Source organism: Geothrix campi, assembly GCF_024609265.1.
Lineage (GTDB): Bacteria > Acidobacteriota > Holophagae > Holophagales > Holophagaceae > Geothrix > Geothrix campi.
The window spans coordinates 843,997-865,139 of record NZ_JANHMP010000001.1 but is presented as its reverse complement, the minus strand read 5'-3'; the positions used below and the strand labels follow the sequence as shown (position 1 = coordinate 865,139).

Sequence of the window (21,143 nt, the reverse complement as noted above, 5' to 3'; positions counted from 1 at the left end):
CCTAGCGGCCTTCGGTGAAGGCGAAGAGGGGGGACTTCCTGACCGTGTTGAAGTCCGGCTCCATATGCCACAGGAAGACCAGATCGCCATCCAGCTCGAGGGCCTTCTTGAGGCTCTCCGCGGAGGCTTCGGTATTCTCCGCCTGGGCGAAGGCCACGGCCCGGAGGTAATGCAGGGGACCCTGCGCGGGGTGTGCCTTGATGGCCTTCTCCAACTGCTTGAGGGCCCCATCCGTATCGTGCCGGTTGAGAGAGGCCTGGATCTCGGTGACGACATCGGGAGTGGCGGCCTTGGGGGGATGCAGCTTCGCTTCGGCCTGGGCGCGGTAGACCTGCGCCCGGCGCTTCACTGCCCAGTCGCCGGTGGCCTGGGCTTCCTCGATCAGGTGGTCCAGGGCCTTCACGGCCTCGGCGTGCTTGCCGACATCCACGAGCTTCACGGCCTTCGCGAATGCGTCCGCGAGCGGGAAGACCTGGACGGCCGGTGCGGGGGCGGACTTGGGAGCGTGTTCTGACTTGGCCTTCGTCGCCATGCGGGATCCTCTGGAAGCCTTGGAGAAACTATAGGATGACAGCTTTTCCCGGGCAAATGCCCCGCAGGCCCCTGAAACCGTCATCAGGCCTTGAACAGGGCCTTCTCCCGGTTGAGGATCCGCGTGGAGAGCCAGGTCATGACGGCCGCCAGCCCCACGGTCATGGCGAAGGCCACCAGATATTCCAGCTGGTTGAACTGCTGGCTGAACAGCTTGCGCAGGGCCAGGCAGACGTTCACCACGGGCACGTAGGAGAGGAAGGCCATCTTGTCCACGCCCGGGGCCATGGTGAAGATGCCGAGGAAGACCACCAGGAAGATGCCAGGCGTGATGGCGCTGCCGGCCTCGATCGTGTTCCGGGCCTGGATGCCCATGAGCAGAATGAAATTCGAGAAGAAGAGGCCAAGCGGCACCATGATCATGAACGTGAGACCCAGAGTCGCGGGGTTCGCCACGGCCGCCATCGCCTGCATGGAATTCGAGGAACCGCTACCCATGAAGGGGATGGAGAGCCCCATGCTCAGCAGGTTCAGCAGAGCCGCGATTACGCCCATGCTGAAGATGTAGAGCAGCTTGCCCAGGATGATCTGGTTCCTCGGCAGGCGGGTGGCCATCAGGCTCAGGAGCGTGTGCCGCTCCTTCTCACCGGCGGTGGCGTAGATCCCGTGCTGCATGGAACCGGTGTACATCATGATCATCAGCAGGTAGGGAAGCAGCCGGCCCATGACTTTGCCCATCTCCAGGGCGGGATCAGCGGCATTCTTCACCTCGAGCTTCAGGGGTTCCGCCAGCTGGGGGGAGGCACCGAGGGTCTGGAGGCGCGCCTGGATCCAGACCTTTTCCTGTCCCGTGAGCGTCTCTCTCACACGCTTGAGAGCCAGTTCGGAGGTGTGCTCGCTTTCATCCACAGTGGCGCCGATGAGGAACGTCGCATGTTTCTGGAGGGCTTCGGTGGCGCCTGGCGCCACGTCCAAGGCCAGATCCAGCTTCTGATCCCGGATCGCTTGCCGGAGGTCGCCTTCGGGTTTCGGGAGCAGCTCGAAGTGCTTCGGATCGGCCCGCATCAGGTCCGTGATGGCGCCGGAGGGATCAGCCACGTAGATCCGGCTGGCCTTGTTGCGGTTCTGGTCCTCGTCCCGCTTCGCCATCTTCGCCATCATGCCGAAGATGGCGGGATAGAGCAGGAAGGGCAGCACGAAGGCGAAGAACAGCGTCTTCCGGTCCTTGGAAAGCTCCAGGAACTCCTTCTTGGCGATGAGCAGGGCGCCGCGCATCAGTGGCCTCCTTCGGATTCAGCCGCCAGCTGAAAGAAGACTTCATCCAGGCTCTTGGCATGCCTGGATTGCAGGATCTCCCGGGGGGGCGCGTCCCCGTGCAGCTTGCCGTCGAAGATGATGCCCACGCGGTCGCAGATGTCTTCCACCATGGGCATGACGTGGGTGGACACGATCACGGTGCGGCCCTCTTCGCGCATGATGCGCAGCAGATCGAGCACGGTCTTGGCGGTGAGCACGTCCAATCCCGTGGTGGGTTCGTCGAAGATCACCACTTTGGGGTCGTGCAGCAGCGCCCGGGCGATGCTCACCTTCTGTTTCTGCCCCGAGGAGAAGCCCTCCATCTTCACGTCCGCGAAATCGGCGAGCTGGAGCTTCTCCAGCAGGTGCATGCCCCGGCGCTCGGCCACCATGGGATCCACGTCCTGGAATTCCCCGAAGATCCGCAGCAGTTCCCGGGGCGTGAAACGGACGTACACGCCCATATCGGTGCTCAGGTAGCCCAGGCAGCCCCGGACTGCCTCGGGCTCTTGACAGGTGTTGTGGCCGCAGACGCTGATGGCGCCGCCATCAGGATCCATGAGGCCCGCGATCATGCGCAGTGTGGTGGACTTGCCGGCGCCGTTGGGGCCCAGCAGGCCGTAGATCTCTCCGGGCTTCACCTCCAGTGAGATCCCGCGCACCGCGTCGATGCGCTTAGTGACGCGAGTTTTCCGATCCTTCACCGTGAAGGATTTGTGGACCTCGTTGAGCTGGATCACCGGACCTCCGGAGGGAAGGCCTCAGTGTAGAGGCAGACGATGGGTTCCCGTTCAGGAGGACCGGCGAACGGAGTGATCAGGCCGGTGAACGGCGGTGCCAGGCCTTCCAGTGGTGGCCTCCGTTCAGTGATGGCCGAGGGCGCCCGTGGCACTCAGGGTCAGCATCACCAGGCCCAGGCCCAGACAGTAGACGGCGAAGCCATTGAGCTTCGGTTTCCGGGTGAAACGGTCCAGGAGACCGATGGCCAGGTAGCCCGAGATGGCCGCCGCCAGGACGCCCACCCCGCAGAGCAGGGCGGGGGAGGCCGACCCGGCGGGGAAGGCCAGGTCGGCCGGCAGGGGCTGGTGCCCGAACAGGGGCTTCAGCAGACCGCGAAGCTCGACCGCTGCTGCCGCTGCGATGGTGGGGATGCCCAGGAGGAAGCTGAATCGCGTCGACACCGGCAGGCGCAGGCCCTGGAACACGCCCATGGCGATGGTGGATCCGGAGCGCGACAATCCGAAGCCGCCGCCGATGCCCTGGATGGCGCCCACGGCCAGGGCGTCCGAGGCCCGGAGATCGCTGATGCCGCGCCCGGCCTTGTCATCACCGGCCAGATTGATCCGCTCTCGGCTGAGGCGGTTGGCGAGGTAGAGCAGGCCGGAGGTGCAGACCAGCCCGATGCCGTAGACCCAGAGGTGGTCCTTCGCCGCCTCCTTCACGCCCTTGGTGGCCAAGCCGAAGACACCTGTGGGGATCATGGCGATGAACAGCCACAGCGCCAGCTTCCGGCCCTCCAGATCCCGGCCCACGCAGCCCATGACCACCTGGAGCAGCTCCCGGCGGAAATAGATCATCAGGGCGATCAGGGTGCCTCCGTGCAGCAGCACGTCGAAGGCCAGGGGCATGGGCCGCCCGCCGAACATCAGGTGTTCAGCGAGGGTGAGGTGCGCCGTGGAGGACACCGGCAGGAATTCCGTCAGGCCCTGGATCAGACCCAGGAGGATGGCGTGCAATAGGTTCATTCAATCTCCGGCACAAAGGAATAGTGTGCCAGAGGCCTCAGGATTCCCGGGGAGCGCCCGCAGGATGGCCAGCCGGGCAGGCTCGTGGATGATCCGATCCAGGTCGAGGTGGCTTTGGGCTTGGTTCTGGTTTTCCCATGGAACAAGTTTGTTTTGAAAACTTGTTTTGCCAACCGCGCGCCTCCGGCTGTGCTTGAATCTCTCCATGCGATCCATCGACCTCCGCTCCGATACCGTGACCCAGCCCTCGAAGGAGATGCGCGCCGCCATGGCGTCCGCGGAGGTGGGGGATGACGTGCTGGAGCACGATCCCACCATGGTCCAACTGGAGATGCGCGTCGCCGGGTTGCTGGGCATGGAGGCCGCGCTCTGGGTGCCCTCCGGCTGCATGGGCAACCTCATCGGCCTGATGCTGCACCTCAAGCGCGGCGACCGCTTCCTGGCGCCCGCCCAGGCCCATGTGCTGGGCGCGGAACTGGGCACCGGTGCCTGGCTGGCGGGCGGCATGCCCGAAGCCCTGGCCTGGGAGGGCGGCCCCGGCCGGCCCACACCGGCCCAGGTGACCCGGGCCGCGGGATCGCCCGGCCCCTACTATTCGTTGCGCACGACCTTGCTCTGCCTGGAGAACACCCACAACTTCGCGGGAGGCGCCGTGACACCCCAGGCCGAGCACCGCGCCCTGGTGGCCGCCGCCAAGGCCGCCAAGCTGGCGGTGCACCTGGATGGCGCGCGGATCTGGCACGCCGCTGCCGCGCTGGGGCTTTCGCCCGCTGCGCTCGCCGAGGGCGTGGACACGGTGCAGGTCTGCCTGAGCAAGGGGCTGGGGGCGCCCATGGGCTCGCTGCTGGCGGGCTCGACGCCGGCCATCGCCGAGGCTCGGCGCCTGCGCAAGATGCTGGGCGGCGGTGTCCGCCAGGGTGGCGTCGTAGCCGCGGCGGGTCTGGTGGCGCTGGATTACCTGCCCCGGATCGCCGAGGATCACGCCAAGACCCGACGGCTCGCCGAAGGGTTGCGCGCCTTCGGCATCGCGGCTCCCCTGCCTGAAACCAACATCCTCCTGGTGGCCGTGCCCGATGCGGCCGCGGCCCTGGCGGCCCTGGAAGCCGTCGGTGTCCGGGCCCTGCCGGTGGGATCAGCCATCCGTTTCATCCCGCATCGCGATCTGGAGATGGCCGACATCGAGGAGGCCCTCCGCCGCATCGAGCCCCTGGCCCACCTCCTCCGGGCAGCCTGAACCATGAAGACCCGCCTCGCCCTCCTGACCCTGGCCCTGCTCGCCCTGGTGGCAGGCGGCATCTGGTGGTACCAGGACACCCTGGTGCCGGTGCCCCTGGCCTCCAACGAAACCTTGTTCGTGCCTGGCCAGCCTGAGTTTGGTGAAGACGAAGCCATGGTGGAGGTGCTATTGCCCGCCGGGCCGGGTACCGAGGCTTTCCTCATCGCGCAGTCCGACCTTGCGCTGCTGGAGAAAGCCCCCGATGGTGGCTGGATGGGCCAGCTGCTGTCCAATCTCGAGGGTTCCCGGCACAGCCGGCGGTGGCGCCTCACGGTGCGCCCGGGTTGGCGGCTGCAGGACGGAACCATGCTTGATGCCGCCCGGACGGCCAAGGCCGTGGCCCTTGTGGCGGGCCAGCTGGGTGGAACCATCCGTGTGCTGGACCCGGCCACCCTCGAGCTGCGCTTCAAGAGCCCTCAGGCGGGCCTGCCCGCCCAGCTCGCCCATTGGCGGGTTCCCGGGAGCGGGCCCTTCGTACGCCAGGGCACGACGCTCCTCCGCTTCGGGCGCTTCACTCCCGGCCGCCCTGGTCTTGCCGGGGTGAGGGTGACCACCGATCCGTCCTTGCTGGAAAGCAGCGCCTGGGCGGGTGGGCTGGCCTCCGGTCGCTGGGCTTGGGCCGTCTTCCCCGGCCAGGTCAGTCCCGAGGACATGGCGAAGGTCCGCATCGCCCCCTACGACGAATACCGCACGAAAGATGGTTCCGTGTGGTTCCTCTCCCGCCGCATGCGGCGCTTGCGGCCGGATCCTTCGGACTGGACCCGCACCCGGCTCTTCGGGGTATGGAAGAGCAGCACAGAGTTGCCCTACGACCCGCTGGGCTTCTAGCCGTCACTCCAGGTTGGCCGACTGCTCGCGGATCTGATCCAGGGCGCCCTTGGCTTCCATGACGGCGCGGGTCATGGCGATGCGTTTGCACTTGCTGCCGGTGGTGTTGAGTTCGCGGAGGACTTCCTGGCACCACACGTCGATGGCCTTGCCTTCAAGGCGGCCGGTGGCCAGGCGTTCGGCGAAGTCGTCCAGGTGTGAGGCGAGGCGGATCAGCTCCTCGCGCACGTCCTGGCGCTCGGCCAGCACGCCGGCTTCCGCCAGCAGGCGCTCAGCGGGGAGCTGGCCGGCGAGGCGGGCGTCTTCCAGCAGCTGTTCGATGCGCTGGCGGTAGAGGCCGGGAAGCTCGGCGGCTTGGAGGTCCGCCTCGGTCTGGAGGCGTTCGCACAGGGAGCACAACCGCGCCAGCCCATCCACGAAGAAGGGGCGCAGCCGTTCGGCCTCACGGGCCCGGCCTTCGTTCCAGGTATCGAGCAGGGCCGCCAACGCCTCGCGCACGGGGGCCTCCATGCGCTCGCCCAGGTCCGAGGCGGGGGCCTGGAAGGCGCCGGGAAGGCGGAAGAAGGCCTCGGCGGTGAGGGGGGGCAGGTTCAGCCATTCCGCATCCTCCTGCCACCCCTTGGCCACGGCCCGCAGCAGGGCGCGGTTCATGCGAGGCTCCAGCGAGGGTTCGTCCTGCACCTCCACAGTGAGGTCCAGCTTCCCGCGCTGGGCGGCCTCGCGCACCTGGGCGCGGAGTCCGGCCTCCAGGGGGAACAGGGCGGGGGGCAGGCGCAGGCTGAGATCCAGGGACTTGCTATTGACGCTGCGGAGGGACAGCCGAAGTTGCCCGGCGGCCAGGGGCCGGACGACCTCGGCGAAGGCGGTCATGGATTTCATGGGCAAGACCTCGGATGCAGTTTGGCCTTCCAGGGTAGCGCGGCGCTGGGCTCGTGCTGATTGCCGGCTTGCATTCGTCTGGAATGATCGAACCGCGAAAGGCGTGAAACGCCCTGCGGGCGCGCGAACGGCGAACGACCATGCTTCCGCCTCCACGCGCGGGGCGGGCCTGGGGGCCGAAGGCCCAGGCGGCCAATCCCCGTCGCGTTTCGCACCCTTTCGCGTCATTCGCGGTTGCTTGCTTTTCTGGCTGAGTCAGGCCGATAACCAGGTTTTATTGAAGGTTCGCCGAATTCAGCGCCCGCCGATGGCCAGCCAGGGTGCCTCGACGCGGCGCCTGGTCTCGTAGGCCTCGATGTCGGCGAGGTTCGCTTCGCTGCGCTTGATCTCGTCCATGCCCTCCAGCAGGGCCGCCTTCCGCGCGGCCTCGATCTCGAAGCGGAAACCGCAATGGGCCCCGCTCACGGTCTGGGTGGGCAGATCCACGATGAGGGGGCCTGCCTCGGCGGCGAGTCGGGCGATGGATTCCGCGGGCAGGACGACCGGCAGGACCCCATTGGAGAAGCAGTTGTTGAAGAAGATGTCCGCGAAACTGGGCGCGACGACGCAGCGGATGCCGAAGTCCAGGAGGGCCCAGGGCGCATGCTCGCGGCTGGAACCGCAGCCGAAATTGGGACCTGAAAGCAGAATGGCGGCTTTCCGGTAGGGCTCGCGATTCAGGATGAAGTCTGGAACCTCCCGGCCCTCCAGATCGTGGCGGAGTTCGTCGAAGAGATGGCGGCCCAGGCCCGAGCGCACCAGCGTTGTGAGGAACTGCTTGGGGATGATGAGGTCCGTGTCCACGTTGGCGCGGAGGAGGGGCGCGGCGATGCCGGTGAGGGTGGTGAAGGGATTCATCAGCGCAGCTCCATCCGGCGGACATCGGTGAAGTGGCCCGCCACGGCGGCGGCGGCGGCCATGGCCGGGTTCACCAGGTGGGTGCGGCTGCCGCGGCCCTGGCGACCCTCGAAGTTGCGGTTGCTGGTGCTGGCGCAGCGCACGCCGGCCTCCAGCCGATCCTCGTTCATGCCGAGGCACATACTGCACCCGGGCTGGCGCCACTCGAAGCCCGCCTCGAGGAAGATGCGATCGAGCCCCTCCGCCTCGGCCTGCCTCTTGACGAGTCCGGACCCGGGCACCACGAGGGCGCGCACGCCCTGCGCGACTTTCCGGCCTCGGGCCACGAGCGCTGCCTCCCGCAGGTCCTCGATGCGGCCGTTGGTGCAGGAGCCGATGAACACGGCCTGGATCCCAATGGCCTCCATGGGGGTGCCCGGCTCCAGGCCCATGTATTCGAGGGCGCGGAGGATGGCATCACGCTCCTCCGCGTTGCGGGCCTGGGCGGGGTCCGGCACGCGCCCGGTGATGTCCGTGACCCACTGGGGACTCGTGCCCCAGGTGACCTGGGGGGCCAGGTCGCGAAGCTCGACCACCACCTCCTGGTCGAAGGTGGCTTCCGGGTCCGAGGCCAGGGTGCGCCAGTGGGCTACGGCCGCATCCCACAGGGCGCCCTTTGGCGCGAGCGGGCGGCCCGCCACATAGGCGAAAGTGGTGTCGTCGGGGGCCACCAGACCGGCGCGGGCCCCCCCTTCGATGCTCATGTTGCAGAGGGTCATGCGGCCTTCCATGGACAACCCGCGGACGGCGGGCCCGGTGTACTCCATGACGCAGCCAGTGCCGCCGGCGGTGCCGATCTGGCCGATGAGGCGCAAGGCGAGATCCTTCGCGCCGGTGCCGGGAGGCAGGGTCCCCTCGAAGCGCACCCGCAGGTTCTTCGAGCGCCGCTGGGGCAGGGTCTGGGTGGCCATGACGTGCTCGACTTCGCTGGTGCCGATGCCGAAAGCCAGCGCCCCGAAGGCGCCGTGGGTGCTGGTGTGGCTGTCGCCGCACACCACGGTGGTGCCCGGCAAGGTGAAACCCTGTTCCGGGCCCACCACGTGGACGATGCCCTGACGGTCGTCCAGGAGGGGGATATAGGGCACGCCGTGGGCCTTCACGTTGGTTTCCAGGGCCTCGATCTGGAGGCGGCAGGTCTCGTCGGCGATGCCCTTCTCGCGGTCCACCGTGGGCACGTTGTGGTCCGCCACGGAGAGGATGTTGTCAGGCCGGCGCAGGGCACGGCCGGCGAGGACCAGGCCTTCGAAGGCCTGGGGGCTGGTGACTTCATGGACCAGGTGGCGGTCGATGTAGATGAGGCTGGTGCCGTCGGCGCGGGTGGCCACCAGGTGTTCATCCCAGATCTTGTCGTAGAGGGTGCGCGGGCTCATGGACGCTTCCTTCCTGCGGCGGGCATGGGTTGGCTGAAATCGATCGAGCGGATCAGTTCGAGGAAGGCCCGGGTGGCGGGGGACAGGGCAGCCTCGCGGCGGGTGATGATGCGGATGAGCTTCTCCACCTGGAGTTCGCGCACGGGTACCTCCACCAACCGGCCTTCGCGGGCGGCTGCGGCGGTGGTCATCTGGGGCAGGATGGCCAGCCCGGCGCCCAGGGCCACGAACTCCAGGATGGTGGCAATGGAGGCGAGTTCCATGGTGAGGCGGAGCGGGGTGTTGCAGCGGGCGAACAGTTCGATGATGGCGGTCCGGGTGGGGGTGGGCGCGTTGTGGGCCACGAAGCGCTCCTCCCCCAGGTCGGTGATGCTGATGCTCTTCCGCCGGGCCAGCCGGTGCCCCGGCGGTACCACCAGCACCATGCGATCCCGGTGGATGACCTCACTCACCAGTTCGGGATGCAGGGCGTCGTAGGACACGAACCCCACGTCCAGGCGTCGTTCCAGCACCTCGGCGGGGATGCGTTCCGAAGTCTGGCGATAGGCCTGGATCTTGATGGCGGGACAGGCCTGCTGGTAGGCCAGCAGGATCTGGGGAAGCAGGAACTCCGAGACGCTCTCGTTCGCGCCCACATTCAGGCGGCCCTGCTGGAGCCCCTTCAGCGCCCCGAAGGTGTCGAGGATCTCCTGGCGAAGATCGAACATGCGCTGCGCCAGGGGGAGCAGCGTCGTACCCGCATCCGTGAGGACGCCCCCCTTGGTGGTCCGGTCCACCAGGATCTCGCCCAGCTCCTCTTCCAGTTTCTTCAGGGATAGGCTTACGGCAGGCTGGGTGCGGAACAGGCGCTCCGCGGCGCGGGAGAAACTCTTCTCGCGCGCCACCACCAGGAATGTTTCCAGTTGCCCGAGGTCCATGGACCCTCCGCCAGGAAGTGTAGAGTTCCAAGTATTACTTATGTAATCATAAAAAAAATTAAATGTATTTATGGAGTGACCTGGGTGATCTTTACGTGATCCCTCCGGCCTCGGCCGGTCGAGGAGTACCCCGATGGGCAGTGAGCGGATCGCCATTTTCGATACCACCCTCCGCGACGGAGAGCAGTCCCCTGGCTGCAGCATGAACCTGGACGAGAAGCTGCTGATGGCCCGCCAGCTCGAGGCCCTGGGTGTGGATGTCATCGAGGCTGGGTTCCCCGTGGCCTCCGAGGACGACTTCGCCGCCGTGCAGGCCGTCGCCCGCGAGTGTCGGAAACCCATCGTCGCGGCCCTCTGCCGGGCCCTTCCCAGAGATATCGAGCGGGCCTGGCAGGCGGTCTCCGGGGCTGCGCGGCCGCGCATCCACACCTTCCTCGCCACCTCGGACATCCACCTGGCCTACAAGCTGCAGAAGACGCGCGCAGAAGCCCTGGTCATGATCCGCGAGGGCGTGCGGGCCGCCAAGAGCTTCACCCAGGATGTGGAGTTCTCCGCGGAGGACGCCACCCGCAGCGACTGGGACTTCCTGGTGGAGGTGTTCACGGTGGCCATCGAGGAGGGCGCCACGGTCCTCAACGTGCCTGACACCGTTGGTTACACGGTTCCTGATGAGTACAGCCGCCTCATCCGCCACTTGCGTAAGAAGGTGCCTGGCATCGACGGGGTCACCATCAGCGTCCACTGCCACAACGACCTTGGTCTGGCCGTGGCGAACTCCCTGGCCGCCGTGGGCGCCGGGGCGCGCCAGGTGGAGTGCACGGTGAACGGCATCGGGGAGCGGGCGGGCAACGCGGCCCTCGAGGAGCTGGTGATGGCGCTCTCGGTCCGGCGGGATGCACTTCCATTCGAGACCGGCATCCACAAGGAGGCCATCTACCGTGCCAGTCAGACCCTGGCCAACATCACCGGTGTCGAGGTGCAACCCAACAAGGCCATCGTCGGCCGGAACGCCTTCGCCCACGAGAGCGGCATCCACCAGCACGGCATGCTGAGCCACCGCTCCACCTACGAGATCATGACCCCCGAATCCGTGGGGGCCCAACGCACGAGCCTGGTGCTGGGGAAGCATTCCGGTCGCCACGCGCTGGCCAAGCGCTTCGAGGAACTGGGCTATCCGCTGGACAAGGCGGCCTTGGAAAAGGCCTACAAGCTCTTCACCAAGCTCAGCGACCAGAAGAAAGAGATCTTTGACGAGGACCTGCTCACCATCGTGCGGGACGGGCTCCCGCAGATCCCCGAGGCGTACAAGCTCCGGTTCGTGCAGGCCACGGCCGGCACCGCCATGTTCGCCACCGCCCTCGTCACCCTCGGGGGCGAGGGCGGGGAGGCCACGGAGACCGCCATGGGGGATGGCCCGGTGAACGCGGTGTTCGCCGCGGTGGACAAGCTCACGGGCCTGAGGGGTCGATTGGTCGATTTTCGCGTGCATTCCATCACGGGCGGCGCGGATGCGGTGGGGGAGGTGTTCGTCCAGGTCGAGTTCGATGGCGTCATCCAAGGGGGGAAGGGCGCCAGCACGGACATCGTAGAGGCCAGCGCTCGGGCCTACCTGAACGCCTCCAACAAGGTTCTGTTCGCCCGCCGGGCGATGGGTGCGTCCGCCGCCAGCGGTCCGGCTCCGGCCGTCACGAGGTGATGCCATGAAGGAATGTCTTCCCGAAGGCCTTGAAGGCGCCGCCACCCGGACAGATATTCCTGTCCTGGCCGCCACGCTGCCCGCCACGCCCCCGGAGGACGGGGCGGATCCTGACCAGTACCTCTGGGGAGTCTGACCGTGGAAGCCCGCATCACCCTTCTTCCCGGCGATGGCGTAGGCCCTGAAGTGGTCCACGAAGCCGCCGCCTGCCTCCTGGCCGTGGCCGCGGCCTACGGCCACCGGTTCCACCTCGAGGAGGCCCTCATCGGCGGCGCCGCTGTGGATGCCACGGGCGACCCGTTCCCGGCGGAGACCCTCGCCAGGTGCCAAGCCAGCCAGGCCGTCCTGCTGGGTGCCGTTGGCGGTCCCGCCTGGGACCGCCATCCCAGGGCCCAGCGGCCCGAGTCCGGACTGTTGCGCCTGCGGCAGGCCCTGGGGCTCTTCGCGAATCTGCGTCCAGTCAAGGTCCATCCGGCGCTCGAAGATGCTTCACCCCTGCGCCCGGAGGTGACTCACGGCACGGATCTGATGATCGTCCGCGAGCTGGGCGGCGGCCTCTACTTCGGCGAGCCGCGCTCCTTCTCCGATGAGCGGGCCGTGAACACGCTGCCCTACACGCGGGCCGAGATCGAACGGGTGGCCAAGGTGGCATTCGAGCTGGCGGCCTCCCGCCGGCGGCGCCTGGTCTCAGTGGACAAGGCCAACGTGCTGGAGACCTCCCGCCTCTGGCGCCAGATCGTGGACGAGCTGGCACCCACCTATCCCACGGTGAAGGTGACGCACGCCTACGTGGACAGCTTCGCCATGGCCCTGATCACGCGCCCTCGCGACTTCGACGTGGTGCTGACGGAGAACCTCTTCGGGGACATCCTCAGCGACGAGGCGGCGGTGCTGGCGGGCTCGCTGGGCCTGCTCCCCTCCGCCAGCCTGGGCGGATCGGTGGGCCTCTACGAGCCCATCCACGGCTCCGCGCCGGACATCGCGGGCCAGGATGCGGCCAACCCCATCGGGACGATTCTTTCGGCGGCCATGCTGCTTCGCCACAGCCTCCACCTCGAAACCGAGGCGCGGGCCCTGGAAGCCGCCGTGGAGCGCGTCCTCAAGGGCGGCCATGGCACCGCCGACCTGCAGGGCCTCAAGCACCACCACGGCACCCGGGCCCTGGGCACCCGGATCCGCGAAGCCATCCGTCCCCCCGGGGCCAAGGGCGCCCGGCTGGCCGACTCCGCCTACGCCTGGTGCGGCTCGCCCGAGGGTGTCCGCAGCCATCTCTGATCTTCAACCGCCTCATTACCTCTGTCCGGAAACCCAACCCATGCCTCCCACCTTTGCCCGCATCGACGTGCTCCCGCCCTTTCGAGTGCGGGCCATCGTCGTGATTACCGGGCTGCCCGGGCTGGTGCTGCGGCTGGCGGGCTAGGGGCGGGGACGGCAGCATCCGGATCCCGGCCCCGCACCTCCAGGCGGGGCCTTTCTGCATCGGCCCGACCCCTTCGAAATCGATACTCCTGAGGATTCCCATGACCCCCCGAAATGGCCTGACTTCCCGGTTGACTTTTCCCGCGCGATCCCTAAAACTCGTCGCCCATGAGCCTCTCCCACCTCGACCACTCGGCTGCTGCGGCGATGTCGTCCGCAGTGGTGCGCCCCGTGGCCGGCCTGGTGGCCATTCCCGCCGTGCTGATTATTAGCGGCGAGGTGGGGGCCTCCTAGACGTTCTCGGAACCAACCGAAACCGGCCCCGCACCTCGAAGGATGCGGGGCCTTTTCACATCGGTTCTGCCATTCCGAGGTCGGCGGCCTTCCACAGAGGAAGACCATGACAGTCCCAGGACAGCCGCTCAATGCCCGCAGCCGGGCCATCACCCAGGGCCCCAACCGCGCTCCCGCCCGGGCCATGCTCAAGGCCATCGGCTTCACGGACGAGGATCTGGCCAAGCCCATCATCGGCATCGCGAACACCTGGACCGAGATCGGCCCCTGCAACTATCACCTGCGGGAGTTGGCGGAACGCGTGAAGGCGGGCGTCCGGGCCGCCGGGGGCACGCCCATGGAGTTCTGCACCGTCTCCATCAGCGACGGCATCACCATGGGCACCGAGGGCATGAAGGCCTCCCTTGTGAGCCGCGAGGTCATCGCCGATTCCATCGAGCTGGTGGCCCGGGGCAACGCCTTCGACGGGATGGTTTGCCTCTCGGGCTGCGACAAGACCAACCCCGGCGTGGCCATGGCCCTGGCCCGCCTGGACATCCCGGGCCTGATCCTCTACGGCGGCTCCACGGCCTCAGGGCACTGCGGCGGCAAGGACCTCACGGTGCAGGACGTCTTCGAGGCCGTGGGCGCCCACAGCGCCGGTCGCCTGGACGACGCGGGCCTGAAGGAGGTGGAGGATGCGGCCTGTCCCGGTGCCGGGGCCTGCGGCGGCCAGTTCACGGCCAACACCATGTCCGCCAGCCTGGAGCTGATCGGCCTGAGCCCCATGGGCCTCAACGGCATTCCCGCCGAGGATCCCCGCAAGGGCGAGGCCGCCGAGACCTGCGGCCGCCTGGTGATGGAACTGCTGAAGCGAGACCTGCGCCCTAGCGCCATCCTGACGCGGGAGGCCTTCGAGAACGCGGTGGCTGCCGTGGCCGCCACGGGCGGCTCCACCAACGCCGTGCTGCACTACCTGGCCCTGGCCCGGGAGGCGGGCGTGCCCTTCACCCTCGAGGACTTCGACCGCGTCAGCGCCCGCACGCCCCTGCTGGCGGACATGAAGCCCGGTGGGCGGTTCATGGCGCCGGACCTGTACGCTGCCGGGGGCATCCGCCTCGTGGCGAACCGCCTGCTGGAGGGTGGCCACATCCACGGCGCGGCCCTGACCGTGACCGGCCGCACCCTGGCCGAGGAACTGGCCGGCGCGCCGGAGACGCCCGGGCAGGAGGTGGTCCGGCCCCTCGACCGCCCCTTGAAGACCAGCGGAGGCCTGGTGATCCTGCGGGGCAGCCTCGCGCCGGAAGGCTGTGTCATCAAGGTGGCGGGCCACGAACGCCTGCACCACACCGGCCCCGCCCGCGTCTTCGAGCATGAGGAGGACGCCTTCGCCGCCGTGCAGGCGGGCCGCATCGACCCCGGCGACGTGGTGGTGATCCGTTACGAAGGCCCCAAGGGTGGACCGGGCATGCGCGAGATGTTGGGCGTCACCGCGGCCCTGGTGGGCGCCGGGCTCGGCGAATCCGTCGCGCTCCTCACCGACGGCCGCTTCTCGGGTGCCACCCGGGGCCTGATGGCGGGTCACGTGGCCCCGGAAGCGGCCGTGGGCGGCCCCATCGCGCTGGTACGGGAGGGCGACACGGTGGTCTTCGACATCCCCTCCCGGCGCCTCGATCTGAAGGTGCCGGAGGCGGAACTGGCGAAGCGCCGGGTCGAGTGGAAGGCCCCCGTGCCGCGGTACAAGACCGGCGTCTTCGCCAAGTACGCCGCCACGGTCGCCAGCGCGGCCGAGGGTGCCATCACCTTGGCCCAGTGAAGGAGGAACCGTGACTCAGAGCGGATCGTATACGGGAGCCCAGCTCATCTGGGAATGCCTGACACGGGAAGGCGTCACCACCGTCTTCGGCTACCCGGGGGGAGCCATCCTCCCCGCCTATGACGCGATGGTGGGTTTCGACATCCGGCATGTGCTGGTGCGTCACGAGCAGAGCGCCGTGCACATGGCCGACGGCTACGCCCGGGCCTCGGGCCGCGTGGGCGTGGTGGTGGCCACCTCGGGGCCCGGCGCCACGAACCTGGTGACGGGCCTGGCCACGGCCATGATGGATTCCACGCCGCTGGTGGCCATCACGGGGCAGGTGGGTTCCGGCGTGCTGGGCACCGACGCCTTCCAGGAAGTGGACATCACGGGCATCACGCTGCCCGTCACCAAGCACAACTACCTGGTCACCCGGGCCGCGGACATCGTGCCAGCCCTGCGGGAGGCCTTCGCCGTCGCGAAGAGCGGCCGCCCTGGCCCCGTGCTGGTGGACATCACCAAGGACGCCCAGCAGGGGCGAGCGGAGCTGGACTGGGAGGCGGCGGAGCCCATCCGCCACCTCCGCCACCTTCCTCCGCCCCTGGATCCCGCGGCCCTGGCCCGCGCCCTGGAGTTGATCCGCTCCGCCAAGCGCCCCCTCATCCTGGCGGGCCACGGCATCCAGCTGTCCGGCGCCCGGACCGAGGTGCTCACCCTGGCCGAACGGGCGGACATCCCCTTCGCCCTGACGCTGCTGGGTCTGGGCGCGGTGCCCGCCACGCATCCCCTCAGCCTCGGCATGATGGGCATGCACGGCGAGTCCTGGGTCAACAAAGCCATCCAGGAGGCGGACCTCCTGCTGGCTCTGGGCATGCGCTTCGATGACCGCGTGACCGGCAAGCTCAAGGAGTACGCCCCCCACGCGAAGAAGATCCACATCGACATCGACGCCAGCGAACTGGGGAAGAACGTGCCGGTAGACGTGGCCATCGCCGGTGACCTGCGCAGCACCCTGCAGGCGCTGCTGCCCGGCGTCCCGGTGGCGGACCGCTCTGCCTGGCTGGGGACGATCCGGGAGTGGCGCGGCGATTCCGCCGTCCGGGACATCAAGAATCTGCCGGACGACGGCCACCTCTACGCCGCCCATGTGATGCACGACCTCTGGCGCCTCACTGACGGCCAGGCAGTGGTGGCCACGGACGTGGGCCAGCACCAGATGTGGGAGGCCCAGTACTACCATCACGACGCGGAGCGCAGCCTCATCACCAGCGGAGGCGCCGGGACCATGGGTTTCGCGCTGCCTGCGGGCATCGGGGCGAAGATCGCCCGACCCGAGGCCGAGGTCTGGGTGGTGGCCGGCGATGGTGGCTTCCAGATGACCTTCGCCGAGCTGATGACCGCCGTGCAGGAGGGCGTGAAGGTGAACATCGCCATCATCAACAACGGCTTCCTCGGCATGGTCCGCCAGTGGCAGGCGCTGTTCTACGAGGGGCGCTATGCCGCCACGCCCATCCTGTCGCCGGACTTCGTGAAGCTGGCCGGCGCCTTTGGCATCCATGGCCAGTGCGTGGATACGCGGGCGGCCCTGGCCGAGGCCGTGGCTGCCGCCCGGGCGGAGCCGGGCACAGCCCTCATCGAATTCCGGGTGGAGCAGGAGGACAGCGTCTACCCCATGGTCCCCGCCGGTGCCGCGCTGCACGAGATGATCCGGCGGCCCGCTGCCAGCGCCATCGCCGAAACTGGGTCCGACCCCGTCTGAAAGGATTGCCATGCCCCATGTGCTTGTGGTCTACACCGACGATGAACCGGGCGTGCTGACGCGGGTGGCCTCCCTGTTCCGCCGCCGGGGGTTCAACATCCACTCCCTCACCGTGGGCCCCACGGAGCGGCCCCGCCAGTCCCGCATGACCATCGTCGTGGACGCGGAGGAGGCCACCGTCCGGCTGGCGGTGGAGCACTTGCGGAAGCAGGTGAACGTCCTCGAGGTCCAGCAGCTGGGCGACCGTCCGAAGGTGGTGCGGGACCTGGCCCTCATCCGGGTGGCGGCGGGACTCGATGTCCGTTCCGAGATCCTCCAGCTGGCCCAGGTCTTCCGCGCCAACGTGGTGGACATCGCGGGAGACAGTCTCGCCATCGAGTGCGCCGGTGGCCCCGACAAGATCGATGCCCTGGTGGATGCGCTGCGCCCCTACGGAATCCTCGAACTGGGCCGCACCGGGGCCGTCGCCATGGCCCGCGGCCCGCGCGCTTCGCCAGAGCGACCCGCCGCAGCCCCCCTACCGGCCAGCAACCAGGCCATGTCCGTCTGACCTTCCACCTTCCGATCACCCCACAAGGAGCCTCCCATGGCCAAGATCCACTACGACGCCGACCTCGGCCTCATCCGCGCCCGCAAGGTCGCCATCCTGGGCTACGGCTCCCAGGGCCACGCCCACGCGCTCAACCTCAAGGACAGCGGCGTGCATGTCCGCGTGGGCCTGCCGGCGACGTCCGCCTCCCGCGCCAAGGCCGAGGCCCAGGGTCTCACCGTCACCACACCCGCCGAGGCCGCGGCCTGGGCGGACGTGATCATGGTGCTCACCCCGGATACGGGCCAGGCGGCCCTCTACCACGAGGCCATCGAGCCGCACCTGACGCCGGGCAAGACCCTGATGTTCGCCCACGGCTTCAACATCCGGTACGGCCTCATCAAGCCCCCCGCGGGCGTGGATGTGAGCCTGGTGGCGCCCAAGAGCCCCGGCCACCGCGTCCGCGAAGTCTTCGTCGAAGGCGGCGGCACGCCGGCCCTGGTGGCCGTCCACCAGGACGCCAGCGGACAGGCCCAGGCGGTGGCCCTGTCCTATGCGGCGGCCCTTGGCCTGACTCGGGCAGGCGTCCTGGAAACGACGTTTACGGAAGAAACCGAAACCGATCTCTTCGGGGAGAAGGCCGTGCTCTGCGGCGGCACCAGCGCCCTGGTGAAGGCCGGCTTCGAGACGCTGGTGGAAGCCGGCTACCAGCCTGAGATCGCCTACTTCGAGTGCCTGCATGAGCTGAAGCTCATCGTGGACCTGATGCAGCGGGGCGGCCTCAGCTACATGCGCTACAGCATCAGCGATACGGCCGAGTACGGCGACTACACCGGCGGCCCCCGCATCGTGACAGACCAGACCAAGGCGGAAATGAGGGAGATCCTCAAGGAGATCCAGGACGGCCGGTACGCCAAGGCCTGGATCGAGGAGAACCGCACGGGCCGCAAGTGGTTCGAGGCCCAGCGGGCTGCGGATCACGACCACCCCCTTGAGCAGGTGGGGCGTGAATTGCGCCGCATGATGCCCTTCCTCGACCCCGTGGAGGCCCCAGCGCCGGCCCAGACGGAGCGCGGCTAGGAGAATCCGGGGGAGTGGATAAGGCTTTTGACTCCAGGTAGAAGGTTGAACCCCGTCACAGGGGGATTGGCCTCACAATAGTCCTTGGGAGATAAGCCTTTTCCGCTCCCCCGGAGCCATGCATGTCCGAGTCTTTCTTCAACACCGCGTCCCTGCCCACCCTCCAGGGCTGGCAGGCGCCCGGTTCGCTGGATTTCCAGGCCGCCTTCCTCCGGGCCGGCGGCTGGGCCTTGCCCCGCACTGAAGCCTTTCCCGATACCGCCAAGCTCCGGGAACGACTGCACGAACTGAGAGCCTCCATGCGCGAGGGCGGCAAGATCGGGCTGGATCTGCGCGGCCTCCGCGATAGTGCAGACGCCGTCATGGCCGCGGCCCGCGAAGCCGGCGTGGCCTTCCTGTTGCACACGGCGGAGTTGCCACCCTCTCTCACCATGCTGCGCCATGCCAACCTGCCCCGCATCGTGGCCGTCCAGAACGCAGAGGAAGCTGCCCAGGCGAAGGCCGGCGGCGCTTCCGCTCTGCTGGCCCGGCCGGGCCTGGTCGCGGCTCTCCGTTCCCTGGGCCTCCCTGTGATGGCCACGGCCGATACCGAAGCCGAGGCGAGACAAGCCATGGCCGACGGTGCCTTCGGCCTCCAGCCCCGCACGCCCTCGATGCTGGATGCGTCGCCGCTGGCAGCCTTCCGGTCGCGCCTCATGGCGGGCCTGGATTCCATGGCCCAGGCCCTGGTGCGCAAGGGTGCCTGCACGCTGCCGCGCCTGCGCATCCGCAACCTCGACCTGGCCTATCCCATCCAGCAGGGCGGCATGGGCGTGGGCATCTCCTGGGAAGGCCTTGCCGGCGCCGTGGCCCACGAGGGCTGCGTGGGCCTGGTCTCGGCCATCGGCACGGGCTATCACGGCTCGGCCAATCCGAAGATGCGTCTGGGCCGCCCTGACGGCTCCGATTCGTTGAACCCGCCCAAGGCCCTGGAGTGGATCATCCGCGAGGCCCGGGAGCGCTCCGCCGGCCGCGGCGCCGTGGGCGTGAACATCCTCTGCGCCATCGAGGGCTACGAAGCCGCCGTGAAGGCCTCCCTCGCGGGCGGCGCCCAGATGATCGTGTCGGGTGCGGGTCTGCCTCTGGGCCTGCCGGGCATGGTGGGCGACGCGGACGTGGCCCTGGTGCCCATCGTGTCCTCGGGCCGGGCCCTCAACGTCATCTGCAAGCAGTGGCAGCGGAAGTACAACCGCCTGCCGGACGCCGTGGTGCTGGAAGGCCCCGAAAGCGGCGGCCACCAGGGGTTCAGCCACGAAGGCTGTGCCGATCCGGCCCATACCCTGGAGAACATCCTGCCCGAGGTCATCGCGGAGCGGGACAAGTGGGGCGACTTCCCCGTCCTGGTCGCGGGCGGCGTCTGGGACCATGCGGACATCCAGAAGTTCCTGACCCTGGGCGCCTCCGGCGTGCAGATGGGCACCCGCTTCATCGGCACCTTCGAGTGCGACGCCTCGCCGATCTTCAAGGAGGTCATCCTCCGCGCCAAGGCTGAGGACATCGGCCTCATGAAGTCCCCCGTGGGCCTGCCGGCCCGCGGCGTGCGCACCTCCCTGCAGGCGCGCATCGAGGCCGGCACCGCGCCCCAGATCCGCTGCGTCAGCAATTGCCTCTCGCCCTGTGGTCACGGCAAGGGCGCCGCCGCGGTGGGCTACTGCATCGCCGACCGCCTGGCCGATGCCATGAAGGGCGACCAGGAGAACGGCCTCTTCTTCACCGGCAGCAACGGCGCCAAGCTCCGCGACCTCATCAGCGTCCGCGACCTCATCGAGGAGCTGACCCAGGATCCGGGGCTGCAGCGGGTCTACGCTTAGACACTTCGCTGGGCGCCTAGCTTCGCCGCTCGGCCACGATCTCCAGGACCATGGGCGTGATCATCAGGGTCCTGGGGTCGGCAGCGGCGTCGCGCAGGGCGGTGCGGACGGCGTTCGTCCAGGCCTTGTCCACACGGCCCAGCTCGAGCAGGCGCTGGAGGTTGATCTCCACGAATTCCGAGGGCCACTTCCAGATGAAGTCGCTGGGCGGAATGACGAAGACTTTCGGCTCGAGGTGTTTCACCGTGAGGCCGGCCGCCTCGAGCAGGGTGGGCAGGGAGAGCGCCACGTCCGGCTCGCCGCCAGAGGCACGCCAGCTGGCCATGACCTCCGCTACGAACGACTCCAGGGGCGGGCAGGGGGGCGCCAGGCGCCAGGTCCGGTAGTCGAGGTACTCGTGGAAGATGGCCACGCCGCCGGGCCGCAGCGCCCGGGCCACGGTGGCCACCAGTTTCGCGGGATCCGACACGAAGGAGGCCACCCAGCGGCACCAGGTGGCATCCATGCCCTGCACGTCCACCGGGCCAGCCATGAGGTCCTGCTCGTGGAAGCGCACGTTCGACAAGCCCCTGGCCGTGCAGGTCTCCCGGGCATGCTGGATGAAGTTGCTGGAGCGCTCAGCGGCGTGGATCTCCCCGGTGGGCCCCACGATCTCCGCCAGATCGACGGTGGCGTAGCCCGGTCCCGCACCCACGTCCAATACGCGTGAACCCGTGGTGATCCCGGCCCGGCGCCAGCATTCCAGCACATGCGGGCGCCAGACCCGGTGCTGGAGCCCCAACCGTTCGATTTCCTCCCGGTGGGTCCCGAGGACGTAGTCGCGCTCACCTGATCCGGCCACCCCTGCCTCCATGCCTGTCATGACGCCAGTCTAGCGGAGGGGGCGGGAATCCCCAGGGAGCGGGCTTGCATGATTGATTTCACGATAAAAAATAATAACGTTAATTTACAATTGATTTTG

Annotated in this window: 20 protein-coding genes; 11 read left to right on the top strand and 9 right to left on the bottom strand. The window is 68.3% G+C overall.

The features are described 5' to 3' along the window. Nucleotide 1: 1 nt before the first annotated feature. The 4 genes from NOV65_RS04070 to NOV65_RS04055 all read right to left on the bottom strand — a co-directional run bounded on the left by NOV65_RS04070 (nt 2) and on the right by NOV65_RS04055 (nt 3,572). Nucleotides 2-532, bottom strand: a complete 531-nt coding sequence (locus NOV65_RS04070) for a tetratricopeptide repeat protein (RefSeq protein ID WP_257304595.1) — start codon at nt 530-532, stop codon at nt 2-4. A gap of 83 nt (nt 533-615) precedes the next feature. Next, nucleotides 616-1,806, bottom strand: coding sequence for an ABC transporter permease (locus NOV65_RS04065; RefSeq protein WP_257304593.1), 1,191 nt, complete (start codon nt 1,804-1,806; stop codon nt 616-618). Further along, complete coding sequence (locus tag NOV65_RS04060; RefSeq protein ID WP_257304591.1) at nt 1,806-2,567, bottom strand: ABC transporter ATP-binding protein; 762 nt, start codon at nt 2,565-2,567, stop codon at nt 1,806-1,808. Before NOV65_RS04060 ends, NOV65_RS04065 begins: the two co-directional genes overlap by 1 nt. A gap of 123 nt (nt 2,568-2,690) precedes the next feature. Next, complete coding sequence (locus tag NOV65_RS04055; RefSeq protein WP_257304589.1) at nt 2,691-3,572, bottom strand: undecaprenyl-diphosphate phosphatase; 882 nt, start codon at nt 3,570-3,572, stop codon at nt 2,691-2,693. 205 nt (nt 3,573-3,777) lie between these two features. Between NOV65_RS04055 and NOV65_RS04050 the strand changes: the two genes are divergently transcribed. Together NOV65_RS04050 and NOV65_RS04045 are read left to right on the top strand one after the other, a co-directional pair. After that, on the top strand, nt 3,778-4,806 hold the full coding sequence (locus tag NOV65_RS04050; RefSeq protein WP_257304587.1) for a GntG family PLP-dependent aldolase: 1,029 nt from the start codon (nt 3,778-3,780) through the stop codon (nt 4,804-4,806). Between the two features lie 3 nt (nt 4,807-4,809). After that, nucleotides 4,810-5,676 carry a periplasmic substrate-binding domain-containing protein gene (locus NOV65_RS04045; RefSeq protein WP_257304585.1) on the top strand — a complete coding sequence of 289 codons (867 nt, stop codon included), beginning with the start codon at nt 4,810-4,812 and terminating at the stop codon, nt 5,674-5,676. A 3-nt stretch (nt 5,677-5,679) separates the two neighbouring features. On the opposite strand, the gene NOV65_RS04040 is transcribed toward NOV65_RS04045, so the two are convergent. The 4 genes from NOV65_RS04040 to NOV65_RS04025 form a co-directional block, all read right to left on the bottom strand. Continuing rightward, nucleotides 5,680-6,555 carry a YicC family protein gene (locus NOV65_RS04040; RefSeq protein ID WP_257304584.1) on the bottom strand — a complete coding sequence of 292 codons (876 nt, stop codon included), beginning with the start codon at nt 6,553-6,555 and terminating at the stop codon, nt 5,680-5,682. A gap of 294 nt (nt 6,556-6,849) precedes the next feature. Then, a complete protein-coding gene (leuD, locus tag NOV65_RS04035; RefSeq protein WP_257304582.1) occupies nt 6,850-7,452 on the bottom strand; it encodes a 3-isopropylmalate dehydratase small subunit in 603 nt (200 codons plus the stop codon). Then, the gene (gene leuC, locus NOV65_RS04030) at nt 7,452-8,861 is read right to left on the bottom strand and encodes a 3-isopropylmalate dehydratase large subunit (protein ID WP_257304580.1); all 1,410 of its coding nucleotides are present in this window, start codon (nt 8,859-8,861) and stop codon (nt 7,452-7,454) included. Before leuC ends, leuD begins: the two co-directional genes overlap by 1 nt. Next, the gene (locus tag NOV65_RS04025; protein WP_257304579.1) at nt 8,858-9,778 is read right to left on the bottom strand and encodes a LysR family transcriptional regulator; all 921 of its coding nucleotides are present in this window, start codon (nt 9,776-9,778) and stop codon (nt 8,858-8,860) included. The genes leuC and NOV65_RS04025 overlap by 4 nt, the downstream gene beginning before the upstream one ends. A gap of 133 nt (nt 9,779-9,911) precedes the next feature. Between NOV65_RS04025 and NOV65_RS04020 the strand changes: the two genes are divergently transcribed. The 9 genes from NOV65_RS04020 (at nt 9,912) to NOV65_RS03980 (ending at nt 20,182) form a co-directional block, all read left to right on the top strand. Continuing rightward, the gene (locus NOV65_RS04020) at nt 9,912-11,474 is read left to right on the top strand and encodes a 2-isopropylmalate synthase (protein WP_257304578.1); all 1,563 of its coding nucleotides are present in this window, start codon (nt 9,912-9,914) and stop codon (nt 11,472-11,474) included. Nucleotides 11,475-11,478: 4 nt separating this feature from the next. Next, the gene (locus NOV65_RS04015) at nt 11,479-11,610 is read left to right on the top strand and encodes a hypothetical protein (protein ID WP_257304575.1); all 132 of its coding nucleotides are present in this window, start codon (nt 11,479-11,481) and stop codon (nt 11,608-11,610) included. A gap of 2 nt (nt 11,611-11,612) precedes the next feature. Then, on the top strand, nt 11,613-12,749 hold the full coding sequence (leuB, locus tag NOV65_RS04010; protein ID WP_257304573.1) for a 3-isopropylmalate dehydrogenase: 1,137 nt from the start codon (nt 11,613-11,615) through the stop codon (nt 12,747-12,749). Between the two features lie 312 nt (nt 12,750-13,061). Continuing rightward, entirely contained in the window at nt 13,062-13,187 is a 126-nt protein-coding gene (locus NOV65_RS04005; protein WP_257304571.1) for a hypothetical protein, read from the top strand. 106 nt (nt 13,188-13,293) lie between these two features. Then, nucleotides 13,294-14,982, top strand: a complete 1,689-nt coding sequence (gene ilvD, locus NOV65_RS04000; protein ID WP_257304569.1) for a dihydroxy-acid dehydratase — start codon at nt 13,294-13,296, stop codon at nt 14,980-14,982. A 10-nt stretch (nt 14,983-14,992) separates the two neighbouring features. Then, nucleotides 14,993-16,723, top strand: a complete 1,731-nt coding sequence (gene ilvB / locus NOV65_RS03995) for a biosynthetic-type acetolactate synthase large subunit (RefSeq protein ID WP_257304567.1) — start codon at nt 14,993-14,995, stop codon at nt 16,721-16,723. Between the two features lie 10 nt (nt 16,724-16,733). Beyond that, on the top strand, nt 16,734-17,273 hold the full coding sequence (ilvN, locus tag NOV65_RS03990) for an acetolactate synthase small subunit (protein WP_257304565.1): 540 nt from the start codon (nt 16,734-16,736) through the stop codon (nt 17,271-17,273). A 36-nt stretch (nt 17,274-17,309) separates the two neighbouring features. Continuing rightward, complete coding sequence (gene ilvC, locus NOV65_RS03985) at nt 17,310-18,332, top strand: ketol-acid reductoisomerase (protein ID WP_257304563.1); 1,023 nt, start codon at nt 17,310-17,312, stop codon at nt 18,330-18,332. Nucleotides 18,333-18,454: 122 nt separating this feature from the next. Further along, on the top strand, nt 18,455-20,182 hold the full coding sequence (locus NOV65_RS03980; RefSeq protein WP_257304561.1) for an NAD(P)H-dependent flavin oxidoreductase: 1,728 nt from the start codon (nt 18,455-18,457) through the stop codon (nt 20,180-20,182). Between the two features lie 16 nt (nt 20,183-20,198). Here the strand turns inward: NOV65_RS03980 and NOV65_RS03975 are convergent, their stop codons facing one another. Then, nucleotides 20,199-21,023: a class I SAM-dependent methyltransferase gene (locus tag NOV65_RS03975; protein WP_257304559.1), complete on the bottom strand. Its 825-nt coding sequence runs from the start codon at nt 21,021-21,023 to the stop codon at nt 20,199-20,201. Between the last annotated feature and the right edge of the window lie 120 nt (nt 21,024-21,143).

Bases quoted from the DNA above. Each gene is read 5' to 3' on its own strand.
- NOV65_RS04055 (WP_257304589.1), bottom strand. From the start codon at position 3,572: ATGAACCTATTGCACGCCATCCTCCTGGGTCTGATCCAGGGCCTGACG.
- NOV65_RS04025 (WP_257304579.1), bottom strand. From the start codon at position 9,778: ATGGACCTCGGGCAACTGGAAACATTCCTGGTGGTGGCGCGCGAGAAG.
- NOV65_RS04070 (WP_257304595.1), bottom strand. From the start codon at position 532: ATGGCGACGAAGGCCAAGTCAGAACACGCTCCCAAGTCCGCCCCCGCA.
- NOV65_RS04020 (WP_257304578.1), top strand. From the start codon at position 9,912: ATGGGCAGTGAGCGGATCGCCATTTTCGATACCACCCTCCGCGACGGA.
- ilvD (WP_257304569.1), top strand. From the start codon at position 13,294: ATGACAGTCCCAGGACAGCCGCTCAATGCCCGCAGCCGGGCCATCACC.
- NOV65_RS04050 (WP_257304587.1), top strand. From the start codon at position 3,778: ATGCGATCCATCGACCTCCGCTCCGATACCGTGACCCAGCCCTCGAAG.
- NOV65_RS04015 (WP_257304575.1), top strand. From the start codon at position 11,479: ATGAAGGAATGTCTTCCCGAAGGCCTTGAAGGCGCCGCCACCCGGACA.
- ilvN (WP_257304565.1), top strand. From the start codon at position 16,734: ATGCCCCATGTGCTTGTGGTCTACACCGACGATGAACCGGGCGTGCTG.
- NOV65_RS04005 (WP_257304571.1), top strand. From the start codon at position 13,062: ATGAGCCTCTCCCACCTCGACCACTCGGCTGCTGCGGCGATGTCGTCC.
- NOV65_RS04065 (WP_257304593.1), bottom strand. From the start codon at position 1,806: ATGCGCGGCGCCCTGCTCATCGCCAAGAAGGAGTTCCTGGAGCTTTCC.
- NOV65_RS04045 (WP_257304585.1), top strand. From the start codon at position 4,810: ATGAAGACCCGCCTCGCCCTCCTGACCCTGGCCCTGCTCGCCCTGGTG.
- NOV65_RS03980 (WP_257304561.1), top strand. From the start codon at position 18,455: ATGTCCGAGTCTTTCTTCAACACCGCGTCCCTGCCCACCCTCCAGGGC.
- leuC (WP_257304580.1), bottom strand. From the start codon at position 8,861: ATGAGCCCGCGCACCCTCTACGACAAGATCTGGGATGAACACCTGGTG.
- NOV65_RS04040 (WP_257304584.1), bottom strand. From the start codon at position 6,555: ATGAAATCCATGACCGCCTTCGCCGAGGTCGTCCGGCCCCTGGCCGCC.
- leuD (WP_257304582.1), bottom strand. From the start codon at position 7,452: ATGAATCCCTTCACCACCCTCACCGGCATCGCCGCGCCCCTCCTCCGC.
- ilvC (WP_257304563.1), top strand. From the start codon at position 17,310: ATGGCCAAGATCCACTACGACGCCGACCTCGGCCTCATCCGCGCCCGC.